General features: G+C 55.5%; 19 protein-coding genes. 5 read left to right on the top strand and 14 right to left on the bottom strand.

Annotation, left to right across the window (positions count from 1 at the left end; all coding sequences use genetic code 11):
- Positions 1–6: 6 nt before the first annotated feature.
- The 3 genes from CPY64_RS07595 to CPY64_RS07585 form a co-directional block, all read right to left on the bottom strand.
- Positions 7–933: an SPFH domain-containing protein gene (locus tag CPY64_RS07595; RefSeq protein ID WP_009454414.1), complete on the bottom strand. Its 927-nt coding sequence runs from the start codon at positions 931–933 to the stop codon at positions 7–9.
- Between the two features lie 224 nt (positions 934–1,157).
- The gene (locus CPY64_RS07590; protein WP_052362853.1) at positions 1,158–1,763 is read right to left on the bottom strand and encodes a hypothetical protein; all 606 of its coding nucleotides are present in this window, start codon (positions 1,761–1,763) and stop codon (positions 1,158–1,160) included.
- A 145-nt stretch (positions 1,764–1,908) separates the two neighbouring features.
- Positions 1,909–2,703 (bottom strand): hypothetical protein, encoded by a 795-nt coding sequence (locus tag CPY64_RS07585; protein WP_042480316.1) that lies wholly within the window; start codon positions 2,701–2,703, stop codon positions 1,909–1,911.
- 195 nt (positions 2,704–2,898) lie between these two features.
- Here CPY64_RS07585 and CPY64_RS07580 point away from each other — a divergent pair, with 195 nt between their 5' ends.
- From CPY64_RS07580 to CPY64_RS07565, 4 genes are all read left to right on the top strand, one after another.
- The gene (locus CPY64_RS07580; protein WP_042482096.1) at positions 2,899–3,228 is read left to right on the top strand and encodes a DHCW motif cupin fold protein; all 330 of its coding nucleotides are present in this window, start codon (positions 2,899–2,901) and stop codon (positions 3,226–3,228) included.
- Between the two features lie 384 nt (positions 3,229–3,612).
- Entirely contained in the window at positions 3,613–4,950 is a 1,338-nt protein-coding gene (locus CPY64_RS07575; RefSeq protein WP_042480313.1) for a uracil-xanthine permease family protein, read from the top strand.
- An 11-nt stretch (positions 4,951–4,961) separates the two neighbouring features.
- Positions 4,962–6,380: an amidohydrolase family protein gene (locus CPY64_RS07570; RefSeq protein ID WP_042482094.1), complete on the top strand. Its 1,419-nt coding sequence runs from the start codon at positions 4,962–4,964 to the stop codon at positions 6,378–6,380.
- A complete protein-coding gene (locus CPY64_RS07565; RefSeq protein ID WP_042480311.1) occupies positions 6,377–7,081 on the top strand; it encodes a sulfite exporter TauE/SafE family protein in 705 nt (234 codons plus the stop codon). The genes CPY64_RS07570 and CPY64_RS07565 overlap by 4 nt, the downstream gene beginning before the upstream one ends.
- Here the strand turns inward: CPY64_RS07565 and CPY64_RS07560 are convergent.
- From CPY64_RS07560 to CPY64_RS07525, 8 genes are all read right to left on the bottom strand, one after another.
- Positions 7,078–8,115, bottom strand: a complete 1,038-nt coding sequence (locus CPY64_RS07560) for a substrate-binding domain-containing protein (RefSeq protein WP_042480309.1) — start codon at positions 8,113–8,115, stop codon at positions 7,078–7,080. The two genes, CPY64_RS07565 and CPY64_RS07560, sit on opposite strands and share 4 nt — an antisense overlap.
- Positions 8,116–8,249: 134 nt before the next feature.
- Positions 8,250–8,708 (bottom strand): PEGA domain-containing protein, encoded by a 459-nt coding sequence (locus CPY64_RS07555; protein ID WP_042480308.1) that lies wholly within the window; start codon positions 8,706–8,708, stop codon positions 8,250–8,252.
- A gap of 603 nt (positions 8,709–9,311) precedes the next feature.
- Positions 9,312–9,932: a LysE family translocator gene (locus tag CPY64_RS07550; protein WP_042482092.1), complete on the bottom strand. Its 621-nt coding sequence runs from the start codon at positions 9,930–9,932 to the stop codon at positions 9,312–9,314.
- Positions 9,933–10,142: 210 nt separating this feature from the next.
- A complete protein-coding gene (locus CPY64_RS07545) occupies positions 10,143–11,477 on the bottom strand; it encodes an MFS transporter (RefSeq protein WP_042480305.1) in 1,335 nt (444 codons plus the stop codon).
- Positions 11,478–11,548: 71 nt separating this feature from the next.
- A complete protein-coding gene (locus CPY64_RS07540) occupies positions 11,549–12,319 on the bottom strand; it encodes a 1,6-dihydroxycyclohexa-2,4-diene-1-carboxylate dehydrogenase (protein ID WP_042480302.1) in 771 nt (256 codons plus the stop codon).
- A gap of 64 nt (positions 12,320–12,383) precedes the next feature.
- Positions 12,384–13,391, bottom strand: coding sequence for a benzoate 1,2-dioxygenase electron transfer component BenC (gene benC, locus CPY64_RS07535; RefSeq protein ID WP_042480299.1), 1,008 nt, complete (start codon positions 13,389–13,391; stop codon positions 12,384–12,386).
- Between the two features lie 13 nt (positions 13,392–13,404).
- Positions 13,405–13,893, bottom strand: coding sequence for a benzoate 1,2-dioxygenase small subunit (gene benB, locus CPY64_RS07530; RefSeq protein ID WP_042480296.1), 489 nt, complete (start codon positions 13,891–13,893; stop codon positions 13,405–13,407).
- 3 nt (positions 13,894–13,896) lie between these two features.
- Positions 13,897–15,249 carry a Rieske 2Fe-2S domain-containing protein gene (locus tag CPY64_RS07525; protein ID WP_042480293.1) on the bottom strand — a complete coding sequence of 451 codons (1,353 nt, stop codon included), beginning with the start codon at positions 15,247–15,249 and terminating at the stop codon, positions 13,897–13,899.
- 452 nt (positions 15,250–15,701) lie between these two features.
- Between CPY64_RS07525 and CPY64_RS07520 the strand changes: the two genes are divergently transcribed.
- Positions 15,702–16,640: a LysR family transcriptional regulator gene (locus CPY64_RS07520; RefSeq protein WP_042480292.1), complete on the top strand. Its 939-nt coding sequence runs from the start codon at positions 15,702–15,704 to the stop codon at positions 16,638–16,640.
- A 230-nt stretch (positions 16,641–16,870) separates the two neighbouring features.
- Here CPY64_RS07520 and CPY64_RS07515 read toward each other — a convergent pair whose 3' ends face one another.
- From CPY64_RS07515 to CPY64_RS07505, 3 genes are all read right to left on the bottom strand, one after another.
- Entirely contained in the window at positions 16,871–17,932 is a 1,062-nt protein-coding gene (locus CPY64_RS07515; RefSeq protein WP_042480290.1) for an NADH:ubiquinone reductase (Na(+)-transporting) subunit F, read from the bottom strand.
- A gap of 15 nt (positions 17,933–17,947) precedes the next feature.
- A complete protein-coding gene (locus tag CPY64_RS07510) occupies positions 17,948–18,310 on the bottom strand; it encodes a phenol hydroxylase subunit P4 (protein WP_042480288.1) in 363 nt (120 codons plus the stop codon).
- 65 nt (positions 18,311–18,375) lie between these two features.
- A complete protein-coding gene (locus tag CPY64_RS07505) occupies positions 18,376–19,881 on the bottom strand; it encodes an aromatic/alkene/methane monooxygenase hydroxylase/oxygenase subunit alpha (protein ID WP_021446663.1) in 1,506 nt (501 codons plus the stop codon).
- Between the last annotated feature and the right edge of the window lie 17 nt (positions 19,882–19,898).

Raw genomic sequence — 19,898 nt, 5'->3', positions numbered from 1 at the left:
GTCCGCTTAGCCTTGTCCCAGCTTGCTGCCGGTGGTCTTGAGCAGCTCGGTCACACCCGCCACGGCACCGGTAATGCCGCTGGCTTCCAAAGGCATCAGCACCAGCTTGCTGTTAGGACCCGTGCCCACATCTCGCAAGGCTTCCACATACTTCAAACCCACAAAGTACTGCAGGGCCTGCACGTCACCGCTCTTGATGGCTTCGGACACTTCGCGGGTTGCACGGGCTTCAGCCTCGGCTTCACGCTCACGCGCTTCGGCACGCAAGATAGCGGATTGTTTTTCACCCTCGGCACGCAATACGGCCGCTTGCTTCTCTCCTTCGGCTTGCAGCACCTCGGCTTCTTTCTGGCCGCTGGCCTTGGTCACGGCAGCACGACGATGGCGCTCTGCCGTCATTTGCAGGTTCATGGCTTCCTGCAACTCGGGCGCCATATTCAAATCACGGATCTCCACTCGGGTAACTTTTACCCCCCAAGGCGTGGTGGCCGCATCCACCGCCGCCAGCAGGCGATCGTTAATGACCTCGCGGTTGGACAGCATGTGGTCCAGTTCCATCGAACCCAGAACCGAACGCAGGTTGGTAGTGGTCAGGTTCACAATGGCCATTTCCAGGTGATCAATTTCGTAGGCCGCCTGGGCAGCATTGTCGATGCGATAAAACACCACACCGTCTGCTGTCACGGCCACGTTGTCGCGGGAAATCACATTTTGCGAGGGCACATCCAGCACGGACTCCATCATTTTGAGCTTGCGGCCCACGCGATCCATAAAAGGCACCAGCAAGGACAAGCCCGGCGTCAGGGTACGGGTATAGCGACCAAAACGCTCGACCGTCCATTGCTGGCCCTGAGGCACGACTTTGACCCCAGCCATCACCACGACCACAGCCAAAAACGCCAACATCACCACAAAAGTAAAGGAGCCACTCATGTCGATACCCTCTCCAAGAACACAACTGAAAAAGCGATTTTAGCCCAGCCTTAATGACAGATCCGCTAAAGAGGATGTTTGACCGCCCTATAGCCTATAGCTGAACGATCAGGCTTGGAGCGCGGTGAACGGCGGGTTCGTAAAAATCAAATGCAGGGGGCTCAACAGCAGACAGGCCTTATGCCTTCAAGGGCAGATCAGCAGCAGAAAAATGACCGGCGGATTCAATTCAGAATGTCGTACAGACGGAAAATCCACAGCCCTTTATAAACGATCGTCAACACCACCAAGGCCGCCTGATAAGGCTTGCTGGGCACCACCATGGCAATCAAGCCCATGACAATGAACACGGCCTGCTGCACGGGATACTCCAAACCCAGACTCAAGAAATAATCTTTCCCTTTAATGGCGGTGTCGATTACATCCATGAGCTGAATCAGCACAAAAAAGCCGTAAAGCGAACGCCGCCGGGTCTGGAAATAATCTTCGAACCCCCGGTATTCCTCCATATTGGATGGAAACAGCAAGGACGCCATAATGGCAAAAACACAGGTATACAGAATCAGGAAAAAATACAGCTGAAAGGACCAGACCTGCACTTTCACCAGACTGAACTCGTACCACCAGAAATGAATAATCGTCAGGAACAGATACAACACCCATCCCAGATGAATGGGATAGATACGCTTGGCTTTGGGGTGCTGGATGAATTCAGAGACGCCTACGATCAGCCTGGAAATACTGATCCCCAGCACCATGCCGATGATGATGCGTACGTGGACAAAATGCTCTGGATGGATCAACTCTGGCGGCACGGGACGTCCTTGCAAAATGGCTAATCCTGGCACACCTTAGCAGAGTCACAGCAGGGCTCCAAGCGCGTACTTTCCCCTTCAAAGCCCTGACTTGATTGCTAACGTTTATTGGCCACTCAGCAAAACCTGACCGCCATATTGATGAGTGGCCCTTCAAGCCTTAGTAACGAGGCGGTGGCGCGTATTGGCCATTTCCCTTATCCGCAGGAAAAGGATTGGGCGACTGTACGGCAGGTTGAGCCGGAGTCACCGGGCGCACTTCGTAAAGTACCGTACCGATCACACCGATATTGCGGGTATCGCCAGCCAAGCTGTTCGCGGCATACGCTTTGTCCCTGCCTGAGAAACGGAAGGCAGCCACTTCATCCGCGCTCTTGCGAAAACCTTCGATACGCAAGACAGCGCCAGCCTGCAAGAGATAGCCGTTATGGCTACGACTACCTGCTTTGCCCGACAAGACATCCAGGCCATCTACTGTCGTGATGATTTCATAAGGCGTGGAACTGCGATTGGTGTAGACCAGCACGTAACGCTCGCCTGATTTGCCGGCCAATTGATAGTTCCGCTGCCCAATGCTGCTGAAAATAGTCAAAGGTGTGTCGCGTCCATCATGAACAGACAGCTCCACCTTGCCTTGATCCAGCAAGATGCTGCGCTGGGCATCCAGATTTTGGCCCAAAGCCTGGCGAATGCTGCGCTCATCGGAATAGGCTAATTGCAGCTCATCGCGCTGCGGCTCGATGCGCTGAGCCTGGACAGAATAGGCTCGTGACTCACGCCCTTCCCCCCACTGCGTCCCCAAGGTCGAGGCTGTTTGCGGCGCTGCAGTCGATACTGCCTCACGCTGTGCCGACTGTTGAGGCAAACTGCTGCAGGCAGACAGCAAGAACGCCGCGGCCAGTATGCTCCAGCGACCACGGTGCCGTGCAGATAAGAATGATTGAGACAGACTCATGCGCTTCCCCTTTTATCAGTACAAGTGCCATGAAGAGCCCCTGTTGAACGCGAGTATTCCTGATCTCCGCGCATTTGTGACGTCAGTAAATTTCTAAATTGAAATCGCCTGTATCAAGGAAAAATAGTAAGGAGACAAACCAGGTTGGCCAAACAGGCCTACTATGAAACCCATCCCTTCAAACGAGCCACAAACATGGATATTCAGAACCTACCCTTTTGCACCGTCAACTGGTCCGACATCACTCCCACTGAACATAAAGGCGAAACAGGCATGGCCCTGTGGCGCACCCAGCAATTTGGCCCTATCCGGGTACGCATGGTGGAATACAGCCCCGGCTATCTGGCCGATCACTGGTGTGTAAAGGGCCATATGTTGCTATGCCTGGAAGGCAAGCTGGATACCGAGCTGGAAGACGGACGCCGCTTCACCCTGGAGCCGGGACAGTCCTACCATGTGGCCGACAATGCCGAGCCACATCGTTCCTCCACCCAGACGGGTGCCAAGCTCTACATCGTGGATTAAAGCCTGTTACGTAAAAACGCCCTTTAGGCGGTCGGGACTGACTGCCTGGGGGGCGAAAAATGCGGGGCACCCTTCCGACGTCTATTCTTGCCGTCGACACTTTCCAGCAGTCGCGTGACTACCTCCTCTGCCTCCTCTGCCTCCTCTGCCTCCTCTGCCTCCTCTGCCTCCTCTGCCTCCTCTGCCTCCAACAGGCTATTTCAGTCTAACGAAATAATCCTTATTCGATTTCCACATCGACTTTTCAGAAAAGCATAAATACACTACCAAAACGTTTTGGTTGATTATAAAATCGCAACCAAATCGTTTTACTCATAACGCAACAAAAACCAAAGGACTGCGGCAGGCTCTTGAAAGCCTGACCACGCAGCACAGGAGACACTGATGAAAGACACCCCCACTGCGCAAGTGGATGAGCTGTATTCCCCTCAGCGCATGATCGCCTTCGGGCTGCAACACGTACTGGTCATGGCCGCCTCCCCCATCGCGGCTGTGTTCTTGATGAGCAAGGCCCTGGGTTTTGATGCGGCCCTGACCACTCAACTACTCAGCGCCACCTTTCTGGTCTGTGGTATAGGCACCTTGATCCAATCTTTCGGCCCGGCCGGTATAGGCGCCAAACTGCCTTTTGTGATGCTGCCCGGTGGTGCACCCATCATCCTGTTCATTCTGATCGCGCAACAAACCGATCTGCCCACGGCCTCCGGGGCGGTGATTCTGTCCGCCCTGCTGTACTTTCTGATCGTCCCTATCTTCAAACGCTTTTTGCGTTACTTCCCATCGCTGGTGATCGGCATCATGCTCTTGCTGGTTGCCATCAATCTGGCGCAAATCTCCGGTAAGCTGATTGCCGGCACACCGGGCTCGGCCAATTTCGGCAATACCGACAATTTGTTGCTGGCCCTGATCACCATTGTGTCTACCGTGCTGTTTGCCCGGCTGCTCAAGGGCATGTGCCGCCAGCTGGCTATCTTGCTGGGCTTGATTGTGGGTGCCTTGTCCGCTGCCTTGATGGGCGACATCAGCTTGAGCGGCGTGGGCAGCGGCCCACTGCTGGCCCTGCCGTCACCTTTCCCCTTTGGCCCGCCCAACTTTGATCTGATTGCCGCTTTGCCGCTGCTGCTGTTCACCTTGATTTCCATGGTTGAAGCCACTGGCCAGACCATTGCCTTGAATGAAGTCCTAGGCAAAGAAGACGAGGCCGAGCAACAGGCACAAGTCCCCAATACGATCCGAGGCGACGGGCTGGCTTCTTTGCTGGGCGGGATTTTCGGGACCTCGCTGATCATTACCAGTGGCGAGAACATCGGCATCATCCGCGCCACCCAAGTGCGTTCCCGCTATGTCACCGCCGTCGGTGGACTGTTCCTGATTCTGTTTGGCGTGTTCTCGCCCCTGTCTGCCCTGATCAGCGTCATCCCTGCCTCTGTCATTGGAGCAACCGGCCTGGTGGTCTTTGCCATCGTGGGCACCATGGGCATAGACATGTTGCGCAAGGTAGACCTGCGTGGCCACGCCGCCATGTATGTCGTTGCCACGGCCCTGGCAGTCGGCTTGCTGCCCATCGTCGTTCCCGGTATCTACGACCAACTTCCCTCCCAACTGCGTTTGCTCTTGTCCAACGGCGTTGCCATGGGTGCGCTGACGGCGGCTGTCCTGAACTATCTGTTCATTCACGTCGGCCAGCGCTCCCCCAAAACCGCCCCCCTTCAACATTCTTGATGAGCTGTGCCATGAATCACGCTTCTTTATTCCAATCCCACGACCTGGCTCAGGCCCGCATTCTGGAACCTGAACACCTTTTGCTGCCGCAAGGACCCGTCAGCGGACACGCTGTACTGATTGAAGAAGGTCGCTTCAGCGATATTGGCACGGTAGAGGAAATGGCTGCCCGTCACCCAGGGCTGCCGCGCCTGAGCTTGCCCGGCCATTTGCTGATGCCCGGCTTTGTGGATGCACACCATCACGTCACCCAGTCTTATGGGAAATCGCTGGTGTATGGCGAACCCTCGGAGATTTTCCGCCGGGTCTGGGTGCCGCTGGAAAGCACCTTGAATGCCCGCCATCTGTATGCCTCCAGCAAGCTGTCGGCACTGGAAGCCTTGCGAGGCGGATTCACCACGGTTTGCGACGCGGGCACCCGATCGTCTGAGGATCTGGATGCCATTGTGCAAGCCACCACAGACGTAGGCATACGCTGCGTTCTGGGCCTGATCTGCAATGACAAGCACGGCGCGGTACTATTGGACGCCGAGCCTATTGTGGCTCGCGCCCAGGCCCACCTCCAGCAATGGGAGCACCATGCTTTGATCAGCCCCTCACTGGCTATCTCTATCCCCGAAGCCGCCAGTGATGCGATGTTGCATCGTATCTATTCCATGAGTGAAGAAGCTGGCCGTGTGTTCCAGACCCACGCCAACGAGCATCTGGTTGCCGTGGAGCGTTCCCTGAATGCTCATGGCCGCCGCCCGATCGAGCATCTGGCCCATATTGGTGCCCTGGGCTCGGCTTCCTTGCTGGCCCATGCCACCTTGGTCACCCCCAGCGAAATCCGTCTGCTGGCCGATTTGAATGCCGCCGTTTCCTACAACCCGGTTGCCAGCGCCTGGAAAGGCAATGCGGTCGCTCCGGCAGAAGCCATGCGTGTTCAAGGCATACGTCTGGGCATGGGGACGGACGGCACTCGCAGCGATGCCTTTCGCATGATGGATTATGGCGAGGCCGCACAACGCTTTGCCTTCGGCATGATGGTGGGCGACTCCTCTTGCGGCGCGGGTTGGACCTGGCTGGACATGGCGACCCGAGGCGGTGCCGAAGTCGTGGGCCTGGGTGCTCAAACCGGACAGATTCGAGTGGGTGCTCAAGCCGACTTCCTGGTCGTTGACCTGCAAGTGCCCGAGATGACGCCTTCCTGGGATCTGCCTTGGGAGCTGGTCCGGATTGCCGCCCGCGATCAGATCCGGGCTGTGGTGGTCCAAGGCAAGCTGCGTCTCTGGGAAGGCCAGCCTGTGGATTGGGATCCCCTGCCCTTACTGGAAGAAGTGCGTGAATTGGCTCGTCATGCTGTCGCGCAATCGGACATCCGCAAGCTGCATGCCCCGTCTACCGAGCACCTGGCTCGTCACGCAGAGCAAGAAAAGGCCTTGGCATGACCGCTGGTTTGCTGATTGCTTTTGCCGCCGTGCTGGCGGGTGCCTTCATTCAGGGTGCCAGCGGGATGGGTTTTGCCCTGATCGTGGTTCCGGTACTGGCTTTGGTTCATCCCGAGGCCATACCAGGAGCATTGTTGTTCCTGATGCTGCCGCTGAATGCCTATGTTGCCTGGCGTGAACGCGAGGGAATTGATCGCACCGGTGCGGGCTGGATCACCGTCGGACGTTTTGCGGGGACTTTTGCCGGTTTGGGGATTTTGCTGGTGCTGTCAACTTACTGGTTAAACCAATTCGTGGGCATCAGCACCTTGCTGGCTGTGCTGGCGTCGGTGCTGGCCCCCAGCTTCACGCCCGGCAAAAAGGCGTTTATCGCCACAGGTCTGGTGACTGGCATCACTGAAACCGCCACCGGTATTGGCGGCCCGCCTCTGGCTCTGGTCTACCAGCACGCGCCCGTGGCTACCCTGCGTTCGACAGTCGCCTTGTGCTTTCTGGTGGGGGAAGTAATCTCGCTGGTCGTGCTGGGCATCTCCGGTGCACTGAAGTGGTCCCACCTGAGCTATGCCGTCTTGTGCCTGCCCGCATTGGTGCTGGGTATGGGCCTGAGCAGCCTGGTTCATCACAGGCTGGATCAACGCCGTCTGCGTATTGGGGTTCTGGTGTTTGCGACCGTCTCCGGTCTTGCCGTCATGCTGACTTAATCATCCAGCTGTGTAGAGGCACGGGCCCGAAGCTCCGGCTTTGGGCCCAAAGCCGACTGGCGGCTTTTATCGCCCGACAAATGTTCGAACAGCAGCTCGACGGCCAGGGTTGCCACTTGTTCCAGATGCAAATCCACCGCGGTCAGAGCCGGTTCTGCGGTACGAGCACGCAGGCCATCGTAACGGGTCGCAATCATCACATCCTGCGGGACACGCAAACCGGCTTGCTGAACGGCGGCCAAAGCGCCCACCGCAAAGGCATCCACGGGCACACATAGAGCATCAGTATCGGGGTACTGCGCCAAAAGCCGGGTGCAGGCATCAAACCCACCCGCTTCACCCAAGCTTTCCTCTACCTGCATATAGCGCACTGGCATGGCGTGAGCCGCCGCGAAGTTCTCGTAGGCTTTCTTGTGACTGGCGTAGGAGTCACGCGCGGCACTGCTTTGCACCAGAGCAATACGTCGCCGTCCTTGCTCCCACAAATGATTTAAAAGCAGATGCGCAGTTGCGGTGGACTGCAGATCAATAAAGGGAATGCTGTCTGCAACGCCCCCCTGACGGCCAATCGACACCAAAGCTACGCCACGTTCCTGCAACAAGCGCACATTGGGATCATCTGTCATGGGTTCCAGCAATATCGCCCCGTCAATATCCAGGCCTTCCAGAAAGGCCTGGGCATTTTCCAATGGAGGTACAAACACCAGAGCCAGGCCGCGCCTCATGGCCGCTTCCGCCGCAATGCCCGCCACTTCCATCATGAAGCCTAAACGCGACACACCACCCGACACGGCAAAAGGCATGGACGATACCAGTGCGATGCTATTGGCCGCACCGGAGCGCAAACGCTGTGCTCGTACATTGGGCCGGTAGCCCATATCAACCGCGATCTGCTTGACCTTGGCACGCGTTAGCGGGTCCACCACACCTCTGTCATTCAAGGCGTGTGAAACCGTAGTCAATGACACCCCTGCCGCTTTGGCGACATCGCGGATGGTGATACGACGAGAGGAGGTAGCAGAGGAACGTGGCAAGGCTGGATCAGTCAGAAAAGGGAAAGAGAGGAAAATAGCATAGCCCTGGTCACTTGTTTAAGTGAAACAAAACTGTGAATCAGCCAAGATCAGTCAGGGGCCATCTTACAAGTTAATACCTGCTCAAGGGGACACTAACATTTTGACTTCCCCTCCAGCAGGCAATTGGTTTTACGCTGCTCTCGCAGTTGGGCTTGCATCAATCTGCGGTTTTCTTCTTGCTGTTCCCGCATCTGGCGCAGAGTCTGCACGCGCAAACCGTAATCCGCGTCCTGCGCATAGCCATCCCCCAGGGGCCGTTTGGCCATTTGATAGCCGAAAACCGGAATCGGGGGCAGATGTACCCGATTGGTATACGAGACCCGGTATCCGCTAAGCCACTGCGCATAACAAGGGTCTGTGTAAAGAATGCCCAGACGCTTATCCACATCCCGAAGCTTGTAGTTAATAGTCAGTGGTGTCTCGCCATAGACACTGCCATTGCAGACGACAGTAGCTCCTTCGGGATCGCTATGATAAGTAACGGCAATACTGGAGCAGGCGCCAAGAAACAGGGAAAAACACAAAACCAGCAAGACCTTGATGCAATTCATTCTTTTTCCGCTCCGTATTTTTCCACGCCACCCAATGCATTAAAACGAAATAAAACTTAATTTAAAGTAGTCGTATGAAATTTTCCAGTCTTGCACGCTTCAGAATTTGAATATTATCAATAAATTCTCAGCTTATTCTCAGGGCACACTGATATAAAAACCAGAACAATCAGACGCCCATGAAAAAGCCGCCCATAGGGCGGCCAGACTGGTTAATGGTCTCCGTCTTTCTTGGAAGTTTTATATTGAATCGTGTTTGCTCGGAAAATCACTGGGCCAGTTCATGGGCGTTTCATTCATATCCAAACCTCCTGCTATTTATTTAATCAAGAAAGCCTAGAACGAGTTTTTATCCTAGCAAAAAAAATACAAACTTCAAGCGTTAAATAGCCTATTCAGTGTTAACCCTGTACAAATAGAAACATCAAAAAGACAGAGACTCTCTCTCAACCCAATGGGGGTTTATTCAGTTCTGCACATTGAACGTGAAAACATCATTAAAAACAGCGGGCTCAGGCTGGCCGAATACATGACAGGCATAAAAAAGCTCTCGCAAGGAGAGCTTTTTGCAGTGTGGCTTGAACCGCCAAATCAGGCGTCCGATCAGGAGCGTCGCGCCATGGCCAATATCACGCCAAAGCCTATCATCATGCTGCCGCTAATGCGGTTCACCCAGCGCAGACCACGCGCATTTTGCATCACGCCGGACAGCCTGGTCCCCACATAGGCATACGCCGCAATCGCGATCACTTCCAGCAGCAGGAAAATCACACCCTGTGTCATGAAGCTGGCCCAATAGTTATTCATATCCACAAATTGCGGGAAGAAAGCGGTGAAAATCAGAATGGCCTTAGGATTACCAATCGCCACGAAGAACTCCTGACGCACCAGGCCCCAGATATCTTTTTTGCTCACCTCAGTCTGCTCTGCTGACGTTTTACCACTGGCACGCAGTACCTTGATGCCCAGCCAGATCAGATACGCCGCCCCCGCGAGCTTGACCACGGTAAAGGCCGTTTCCGAGACCATCAACAAGGTTCCCATTCCCAAGGCCGCCACCACAATCATGATGGCAAAAGCGACCAGACGCCCCATGGCCGCCACCAGGGCAGTCGACACGCCTTGCTTGGCCCCTACCGTCATGGACAGCAGGTTGTTAGGGCCGAAGGCCATATTCAGAGCAAAACAGGCGGGTAAAAATAACAAAAGACTGCTGGCGGTCATGATTTTGGCTAGCTCCATAGACAATGCCAGCCATTCAATTTGAAAGGCTGGCATGCGTCGATTGAAAACGGTGTAGATGAACCTTGCTTCTGGCAGCCCCACAATCAGGAAGCTGCCGGAAGGCACAAGTATAACGATCTGGAGCCTGTTGGCACGACTCAAGCCCGTTGTGAACTTGGTATGACCATTTCTCCACCTGTCCTTGTATTTTCAACCCACCACAGCATTGAAAGCCACTTTAGGTGATGAACGCGAGGATGCCATAAACACCAGAAACGCGAGCATGGCGATAAGTCCCGGCACGGCAAAGGCCATGAAATTCATCTGCAAGGGCAACTTGGCCGCCATCAGGGTACCGCCCAGGAAAGGCCCGGCAATGGCACCGATGCGCCCCACGCCTGACGCCCAGCCCAAGCCCGAGGAACGCATGGACAAGGGGTAGAACTGCGCCGTATTGGCGTACAGCAGGATCTGCGTGCCAATGGTGGTGGCACCGGCAATCACGATCAACACGTACAACACCAGAGTCGGGCTCTTGAAACCCAGCAAGGTAATGGACACCGCCGACACCAGAAAGAACCAGGCAACCACTTTAGGCAAGCTGAAACGATCCCCCAGCCAACCACCCAGAATCGCACCAAACATGCCGCCCAGGTTCAAGGCCACCAGGAAGGACAGGCTGGAACCCAGGCTATAGCCCGCATTGGCCATCAGTTTAGGCAACCAGGAACCCAGGGCATAGACCATCAAGAGGCAGCAGAAAAATGCCACCCAGATCATCAAGGTGCCCAGCAAGCGTCCTTCCTTGACCAGATCCAGCATGGGCACGCCTGCCTTTTTCTGCTCATGCAAGGTCAAGACGGTATCTTGGGACACGCCCAATTCAGGAGCCAAGGTCTGCACAATGCGGCGTGCTTTTTCCTCTTGCCCCTGACGCATCAGAAACGCCAGCGACTCGGGCAGTTTCCAGACAATAAAAGGCAGCAACAACAGCGGAATGGCCGCGCAGAAAAACATGGACTGCCAGCCAAAGCGCGGCAGCATGTAGATGCCGATCGCCGCCGACAGCAAACCGCCCAATGAATAGCCACTGAACATGATCGCCACCAAAGTGCTGCGCGAGCGCTTGGGCGAATACTCATTCATCAAGGCCACGGCATTAGGCATCAAGCCACCGCAACCCAAACCTGCCAGAAAGCGATACACACCAAACTCGGTCGGTGAGCTTGCAAAGCCATTCAGGAACGTGGCCAGGCTGAACAAGGCAAAACAGATCGTCACGCCCTTCTTACGGCCAATCTTGTCTGCCAGCGGCCCGAACACAAAAGCACCAAACATCATGCCAAACAGGGCGTAGCTCCCCAAGGCCCCGGCTTGCACCGGCGTCAAACTCCACTCGTCCATCAGCACCGGCAAGACCACACCGTAAATAAACAGGTCATAGCCATCGAATATCAGCAACAAGGCACACAGGCTCATCACCATCCAGTGAAAGCGCCCGAAGCGCGCCTGCTCAATCACTTCATTAACGTCTAGTGTTTTCATGATTTGTCTCCCCCAAATGGAGTTTTTTTGTCTTGATGCCCTTCGCTCTACCAGCCGCGCGCATCGATTGATCAGCCCTGGTCGCCGCCTCCTACTGGCAAGACAGTGCCGGTGATATACGAAGCCTCGTCGGAGGCCAAAAACAAAATGCTGGCGGCCTGTTCATCCAGGCTGCCGTAACGCTTCATCAAACTGCTGGCCACGGTCTGATCGACAATCTGCTGATACCAGATCGCTTCCTGGGGATCTTCCTGGTTCTGGGTATTGCGAGGAATGCGCCGTGGCGGTGCCTCGGTCCCGCCGGGTGAAACAGCATTGACCCGAATGCCGCGCTGGGCATTCTCGAAAGCCAACGAGGCGGTCAAGGCATTGACGCCGCCTTTGGCCGCGGCATAAGGCACACGATTGATGCTGCGAGTGGCAATCGAGGACACATTCACAATGGCCCCACTGCCCTGAGCCTGCATGCTGGGCAACACGGCATGACAGGACCACAGGGTTGGAAACAGGGAGCGGCGTATCTCGGCCTCGATCTGCGTCGGCGTGTAGTGCTCGTAAGGACGCGTCCAGATCGTGCCCCCGACGTTATTGATCAAAACATCAATACGCCCCCACTTATCCAGCGCCGCCTGGGCTGCGGCCTGAGCGCCTTCAACGGTTTCCAGATCTACTTCCAGTGTCAGGACCGTATCACTGGCCAGTTCCCGCACCAGTTCAGAGCGGTCTACCGCCAACACCCAGGCCCCTTCAGCCTGCAAGCGCTCGGTAACACGACGGCCAATGCCTTGGGCCGCGCCCGTCACAATGGCCACTTTTTGATGAAAACGCACAGGCGTAGTCATGATCTTTCCTTGTAGGAGTCATCCAGCACAGGACGCCCCACAAAGGGGCGTTGCTTGAATGCATTTACTGGCTAGTGATGAATTTTTCGTAGTAGAAATTCGCGGGAGCATGGGCTTGCGCATCAATGAACTGGCTGACGGCATCCACCATGGGTGGCGGCCCGCACAGGTACACATCCACCTGCCCGTCATGCCAATGCGCCGGATCCAAGTGCTGGGTGACGTAGCCTTTGCGTTCGTGGCTGGATTCCGGGTCCACCACGCAGGTGGTGTAGCTGAATCCGGGCAAACGCTGAGTAAAGGACTCCAGCTCTGCCAGCATCACCAGATCCTGATCACGGGTGACGCCATAGACCAGATGCACAGGCTGCGTACAGCCTTGCTTGACCAGCACTTCCAGCATCGACAAGAACGGCGCCAGACCCGTTCCACCGGCCAGGAACAGCAAGGGGCGCGTTACCTGACGCAGATAAAAACTACCCAAAGGCCCGGTGATTTCTACCTGCTGGCCTAGCGGCTGCGCCGCCAGCCAGGAACTCATCAGGCCTCCCGGCACTTGCTTGATCAGGAAACTCAAACACGGCTCGCCCGGCGCAGAACTGAAGGAATAGGAGCGATGCGCCTGCCCGCCGGGCACCGTGATATTCACGTACTGCCCAGGCAGGAAAGGCAAGGCCTCATCGGCCGCATCAATCTTCAACTCGTAAGCCGCATCCTCATACTGACGGCATTCCGATACCTGCCCCTGCCACTTGGCCACGGCAGTTTTGCACACACCCGATGAAATCGGCACAGCAATCACGCAGTCCGACTTGGGGATCATCTGGCAGGTCAGAACCAAACCCTTGTCCGCTTCCTCTTGCGTCAGGGCATCCTCGATATAGTCATCGCCCTGCTCATACTGACCACTTTCGGCCTGACATTTACAAGTGCCGCACACCCCGTCCGAGCAATCCATAGGCAGATTGATCTGATGGCGATACGCGGCATCCAGCACTTTTTCGTGTTCCCCACAGTCCACGAAACGGGTGACGCCGTCCTCAAAATTCAGCGCAATACGATAGCTGTTCACGACTAACCCCGCTTTAAATGTGATACACATCAATCACTTGACGGATGTAGTCGTTCTTGAGCACTACCTTCTTTTGCTCGATCAACCAGCCCTGCTCCTGAGACGACAAAGTCAGGTAAATCGTGCCAAAGAACTGATCCGTCACCCGGTAGCGATGGTTCAGCGTCAGAAAGTTGTAGCGAACATCCACCTGCCCATCGCGCTCGGCCAGAATCTCGATATTGCTGAGCATGTGAGCGGTACGCGGCTCGGGCGTGGATGCACCAGAGCGCTCGGTCTTGATGCGGAACACCCTATCTTCCAGACCGTTGCGGTTGGGATAAAAGATCAAGGAAATCTCGCTATGCGGATCCTCGGTCAGCTGATCATCATCGTCCCAGCAAGGCATCCAGTATTGGGCGTTGGGGCTATAGCACTCCAGCCATTCATCCCACTGACGGTCATCCAGCAAACGGGCTTCCCGATACAGGAAAGCGCAAATAGAGTGATAGGTTGCGTTCATGGCTTAGGCCTCCCCGCTTTCTGCTTTCAGTGCCTGGCTCATGGTCTTGGCCCAGTACTCGTGCTGGCAGACAAACAAGCCTTCATCTTCACTACGCCCACCACTGATCAAGGGCTTCATGCCCATGGCGGTCGCGTTCTCGTCCGGGCCTTGGACCCACAGGGGGGCGCCTCGGCTCAAGTCATTCCAGGGGGCGGCAATACCGGCATAGCCTTCCTGACAAGCACGGAACTCTTCCAGATCGTCTGCCGTTCCCATGCCAGACACGTTGAAAAAGTCTTCGTATTGACGGATGCGGATGGCACGCTGCTCGGCGCTCTCACCCTTGGGGCCAAAGCAGTAAATCGTGACTTCCGTCTTGTCCACGCTGATAGGACGCGTTACCCGAATCTGGGTAGAGAACTGGTCCATCAAATACACGTTCGGGTACAGGCACAGATTGCGGGTCTGATTCACGATGAACTCGGCACGGTCCTCGCCCAGACGCTGCTTCAGCTCCTCGCGATGCTCGTAGACCGGCCGCACGGTTGGATTCATGGTCTTGGTCCAGAGCAAGATATGGCCATAATCAAAGCCATACACACCGCCCAGGCTTTTGCTCCAGCCGTTCGCATCCACCGCTTGCGTGCCGCCCTCTTTGCGACGACCCATCGTGGCGGAATAGTTCCAGTGCACGCTGCTGACGTGGTAGCCGTCGGCCCCGTTTTCCATCTGCAGCTTCCAGTTGCCGTCGTAGATATAGGAAGAATTGCCGCGCAGCACTTCCAGGCCTTCAGGGGCTTGGTCCACGATCTGGTCGATGATGACCTTGGTTTCACCCAGATATTCATCCAGAGACACCACATCCGGATTCAGACTGCCAAACAGAAAGCCGCGATAGTTCTCAAAGCGCGCGACACGCTTCAAGTCGTGCGAGCCTTCGGTATTGAACTGCTCGGGGTATTGGGTGTTTTTCTCGTCCTTGACCTTGAGCAGCTTGCCGGCGTTATTGAAGGTCCAGCCATGAAAAGGACAGGTAAAACTGCCTTTATTGCCATGCTTGCGGCGGCACAGCATGGCGCCCCGGTGGGCACAGGCATTGATAAAGGCATTCAAGCCGCCGTCTTTGCCGCGTGTCAGAAACACGGGCTGGCGGCCAATATAGGTAGTGAAGTAATCATTCACATTGGGCAACTGGCTTTCATGCGCCAAGTAGACCCAATTGCCTTCAAAAATATGCTTCATCTCCAGCTCGAACAGATCCGGATTCGTGAAGATGTCACGACGGCAGCGATACACGCCTGTTTCTTGGTTTTCTTCCAGGGCAGTATCAAGCAAGTGCCTGATATCGTTGGTTTTATCCATAAGGACTGACATGATGTGGCCTTTATGAGAGTTGCAGCCGTCCCTGCCCATGTCCATGAAGACATAGCAAGTACGTGTGATAGAAAAGAAAAATCGCTCCGGATTGATACCGGACTGGCTCGTGGCAGCGGGTTGCTGGCTTGGCCTTGAGCCTGATTCAAGCCCGACAGGGACAGCATCGGGCTGATCTTGCCCAGCCCGTTTTATCTAACATCCTGGGGCTGTTCTGCATGGCTTTCATTACAGTCTTTGAATGGACAAGCTTCCAATACCATATCGGTCCCGCTCCATAGCAAAATGCTATAGTTTGTTCTTTTATGAATAAAATCAGGTACTTAAATCATCATAAAAACAAAACCTATCGTTAACCCTAGAGCTTGTCGGGTATATGCTTGAAGCTTGGATGGTCGAGATAGGTGATATATTGATCCGGATTTTCTGGACCTGGACCACGGGCAAAGCATATGGACTTGAAACAAATCCGCTACTTTGTTGCGGTCGCCAAAGAGCGTAATTTCACTCGCGCGGCCGAGCAGCTGCACATTGCCCAACCTGCACTCAGCAGACAGATCCAGTTGCTGGAACAAGAGCTCAATGTCCTCTTGCTGTCACGCGAAAGCCGCCCTCTGCAACTGACCGAGGCGGGCCGCATCTTTTACGAGCAATCCCTGCAGTTGCTCAATCGTGTGGAGGTCATGAAGGCGGCAACCACTGAAGTCGGTCTGCACCAGCGCCCGCAATTGTCGATTGGCTTTGTGGCCTCCACCTTGTACGGTGGTCTGCCCATCCTGATCCAGAAGTTCCGCCACGCCTACCCGGATATCCGCTTTCACCTTCTGGAGCTGACCTCCAGCCAGCAAATTGCCGCCTTGCGCGCCGGACGTATTGATATTGCTTTTGGGCGTGTGCGTATTCATGACAGCGCGGTGTGCCGCACTGTCTTGCGTGAAGAACGCCTGGTGCTGGCAATCCCGCCCAAGATTGATCTGGCCAAGGACCGGGGGCCGGTATCCTTGCAGGTCATCGCTGATCACGCCTTTATTGTGTATCCCAAGTCCCCTCGCCCCAGCTTTGCTGATCATGTGCTGAATATTCTGCACGACAACGCCATCTTCCCCACCGAAGTGCACGAGGTACTGGAACTGCAAACGGCCATGGGGCTAGTCGCCGGCGGCGTGGGTTTATGCCTGATCCCTTCAGCCGCACAGATACGCAGTGATCTGGTCTACCGGCTGATTGACGATGAGAAAGTGACTTCACCCATTATTTTCAGCCACAGGAAAAACGACAACTCCTGGTACATCGCCCAGATGCATGCCTTTATTGAGGAAATGTATGCGGAGAAACCGCCCTGGCTGATTCCGGGACACAGTGCCTTGAGTAACGGGCCGCCACCCTGTTGATGGCTGCAAGCCTATGAGCAACTGGCCTGCTCTGGCTTGCAGCGAAACCTGCTGCCTCACCTGCTTGCGCTGATACGGTCAGACGGCAAAGCTGCCACCATCTAATACAAAAAGGCCCTGCAAAGCGTCGTTAACGCTTCTTGCAAGGCCAGAAAGCTGCGGCGTTCACGGCCACCAGTCGCAGACCTTTTCACTGAAAAAAGGTCTGGTCGGCAGTCAGTTAAAACCGCTTAGATACGCTTGAACAGCGCTGAGCGTACCTTGCCGGTTGCACCATCCGCCGCTGTCAGGAACTGCTCCATGTGAATGTCACGCTCGAAGAGGCGGCTTTGCATCAGGGTGGAGATCGCCGCTTCAATCATGGGGGGCGGGCCACACAAGTAGGCCTTGTTACCCGAGCAACGCTGCTCAAAGAACTGCCCCACGGCTTCATGCACAAAGCCCACAAAGCCTTCCCAGGCATCATCCGGTAAAGGCGCATTCAAGGCCGGAATGTAGTGGAAATTGTCGTGCTTTTCGGCCAGTTGATAGAAATGATCCGCGTGATACAACTCGGCTTTATTGCGCGCACCCTGGAACAGATAAATAGGACGGGTATCGCCCTCTTCCAGCAAATCCATAATCATGGATTCGGGGCTGGACAGGCCCGAGCCGCCGGCGATGAAAATCGCGCCTTGCGGGTCGGACTTGCGCACAAAGAACTGACCATAAGGGCCGGACACATCCAGAGACTGCCCCACTTGCAGTTCCTCATGAAGCCAGGTCGTGCCTGCGCCCCCTTCTACCTTGCGTACGTGCAAATCAATAATGCCGCTCATGGACGGCGGATTCGCAATGGAGAAAGCACGGGTGCTGTCAATGGACGGCACATGCAGGTTGATGTACTGCCCGGCCTGAAACGCCATCGGGCGATCCAGTTCCAGACGAATGTGCTTGATCGTGGGCGACAAGTCTTCAATCAGGATGACCTTGCCCTGATAGTCCTCCACCGGCAGGCCCTGGAAATCCGGGTCCACATCGATATCGGCCTCGATGACCATATCGGATTCGGGCAGGCAACAGCAAGCCAGCAGCTTGCCTTCGTCCCGCTCCGAATCCATCAAGGCAAAGCTGGACGCATCGCCTGCGTCTGCATAGCCTTCCAGCACCTGCACCTTGCAGGTGCCACACGTGCCATGTCCACAGGCAAAAGGCAACCAAACCCCTTGTCGCAACGCAGCGTCCAACAAGGTTTGTCCATCTTCCACCTCTACCACATCACCTGTGGGTTCTACGGTTACCTGATACGTCATTGCTGCCTCCGCTTCTTATACGCCCGTACCCTTGTAGCCATTCAGGCCCGGGGTCTTGAAACGCAACAAGGATTTGTGATCGAAGCCCTTGGCACCCAAGGTGTCGTCCGGGTTCAACTCAACGGCCTCGCCATTCAGATTCCATTGCACCTTGCTCCATTCGATCTGCTCAAAGTCAGGGTGCTGGGCAAAGCCGGCAGGCAACAGTTGCTGGATCATCTGGGACACGGTCATCTCGGGCTGAACCAGAAAAGCCTTGGCCGAGCAGAACAAGAGGTGCTCGTCCCAGCCTACATACAGCAACATGCTGTCGCCATAGTGCGACTGCTGGTCGCGCGCATAGCCTTGGTAGTCCGGGGTAATTGCAGTAACTGCCATATTGATCTCCAATTTTTATAGGTAGTGGCAGTGCCCACCGAGGCACTGCCCTTTTTCTCGTGTGACTAGGCCGTCACTCCTTTCCATTCGTTCCAGCGTGCCTCGTCCACCGAACCCTTGAAGTCCATATTGTCGACACCCACGTTCAGTTGGTAATAGTCGCTCAGGATCTTCTCCAGTTCGGGGCCACCGCAGCCACCTTGCAGGATCTGGTTCACTGGCAGCCAGGCCTGGATATACTTTTCAGGCTCGTGCTCGAAAATGTCGCGGCAGCCGTCCGAGCAGGTGTGGTAGCGCTCGCCCTTGTACTGGCTTTGGCGATAGGTAATTTCATCGGGTTTTTCCATGTCGGTAAAAGTCATGGGCACCTGACATACCTGGCACAGCTGGGGCAGACCACTGGAATAGAAACGCTTGCCTTCGGCTTCCATCTTCTTGGCCATTTCCCAGCGTGGGCGGTAGTACTTGTCGAAGGTATCGGGGTACTTGGCGCTGAGCCAATCCAGTTCCTCGTCGCTGGGGATCCAGGTGTGGAAACCGGCTGCGTGGCCGAAGTTGTAGAAGATCCACCAGGCCTGGTGCGAGATGTGCTCTTTCTCTTTCTCGATCACTTCGCTGTACTTGGGCATGCGAATGCCGTAGCGGGCCAGATCCTTGAACAGAGCGCCACCGGCCTGCTCGAAATAGACTTCCCAGGCCTCTTTCCAGGACATGACCTTGTTGGGCAGCATGTAGTCCATCATCATGCCAACCACGGACAGCAGACGGGTGCCGCGCCAGAACCATTTGTCGATCCACTGCTGAACGATAGGCACGTTGTCTTCGTGCTGCTCCAGCAGGAACTTGATCACTTCCAGGCCCAGCGTCATGTGGCGTGCTTCGTCAGACTGCGAGCTGAAACCGAAAGTCACCGTGGCCATATCGCCGTTGTAAGCCGCGCCCGACATGAAGGGCACGAACAGCAGGTTGGTCAGCACGTACTCGAAGGAGAAGCTGATCGCCAGCAGGAATTCGAAGGGGCCAGCAGCGCGGGCATCTTCAAAGAAGGACTTGGGCACGGACAGGTACCAGACACGGTCGTGCATATGGCTCCAGTCCTGGAAGCCATTGAAAAACTTGTTGTAGTGGCTCATGGCGTGAACCTGCGTCTGGACGTGACGCAGCTCGTCAATCGACTGCATCTGGCACGCAATACGTGCACCGATGCCGCTGAATTGACGTCCCACATGGGAGTAGCCCTGGTAAGCCTGGTATTCCAGCGGGGTCACCGCGGTCAGGAACACCTTGATCGCGTTCAGGTAACGCGGATCGGAAATATTCATCTGGCCATTGTTCTGTGCGAAAGCATCAAAAATGGCGTACAGCTTCTTTTCTTTTTCGGCCTGGTACTTCCAGTACGCGTCCATTGTCAGACGGAACGGGTCTTCCCATTTGGACCAATCAGTAATCTTGATGCCCTCGAACTCCTCGTAGGGGAAGGCATCCTTGCGATCCTGGTAGCTGAATTCCCAGTCCAGATCACGAGTCAGATAGCGATATTTGTCTTTGATATTTAGTTTTTTCGTGGCCATATTGCCCCCTTTTCTGA

The sequence above is a fragment of the Alcaligenes faecalis genome (genome assembly GCF_002443155.1).
GTDB classification, from domain to species: domain Bacteria; phylum Pseudomonadota; class Gammaproteobacteria; order Burkholderiales; family Burkholderiaceae_B; genus Alcaligenes; species Alcaligenes faecalis.
Note: the sequence above shows the minus strand (reverse complement) of the source record. Positions and strands in the feature narration are given on the sequence as shown.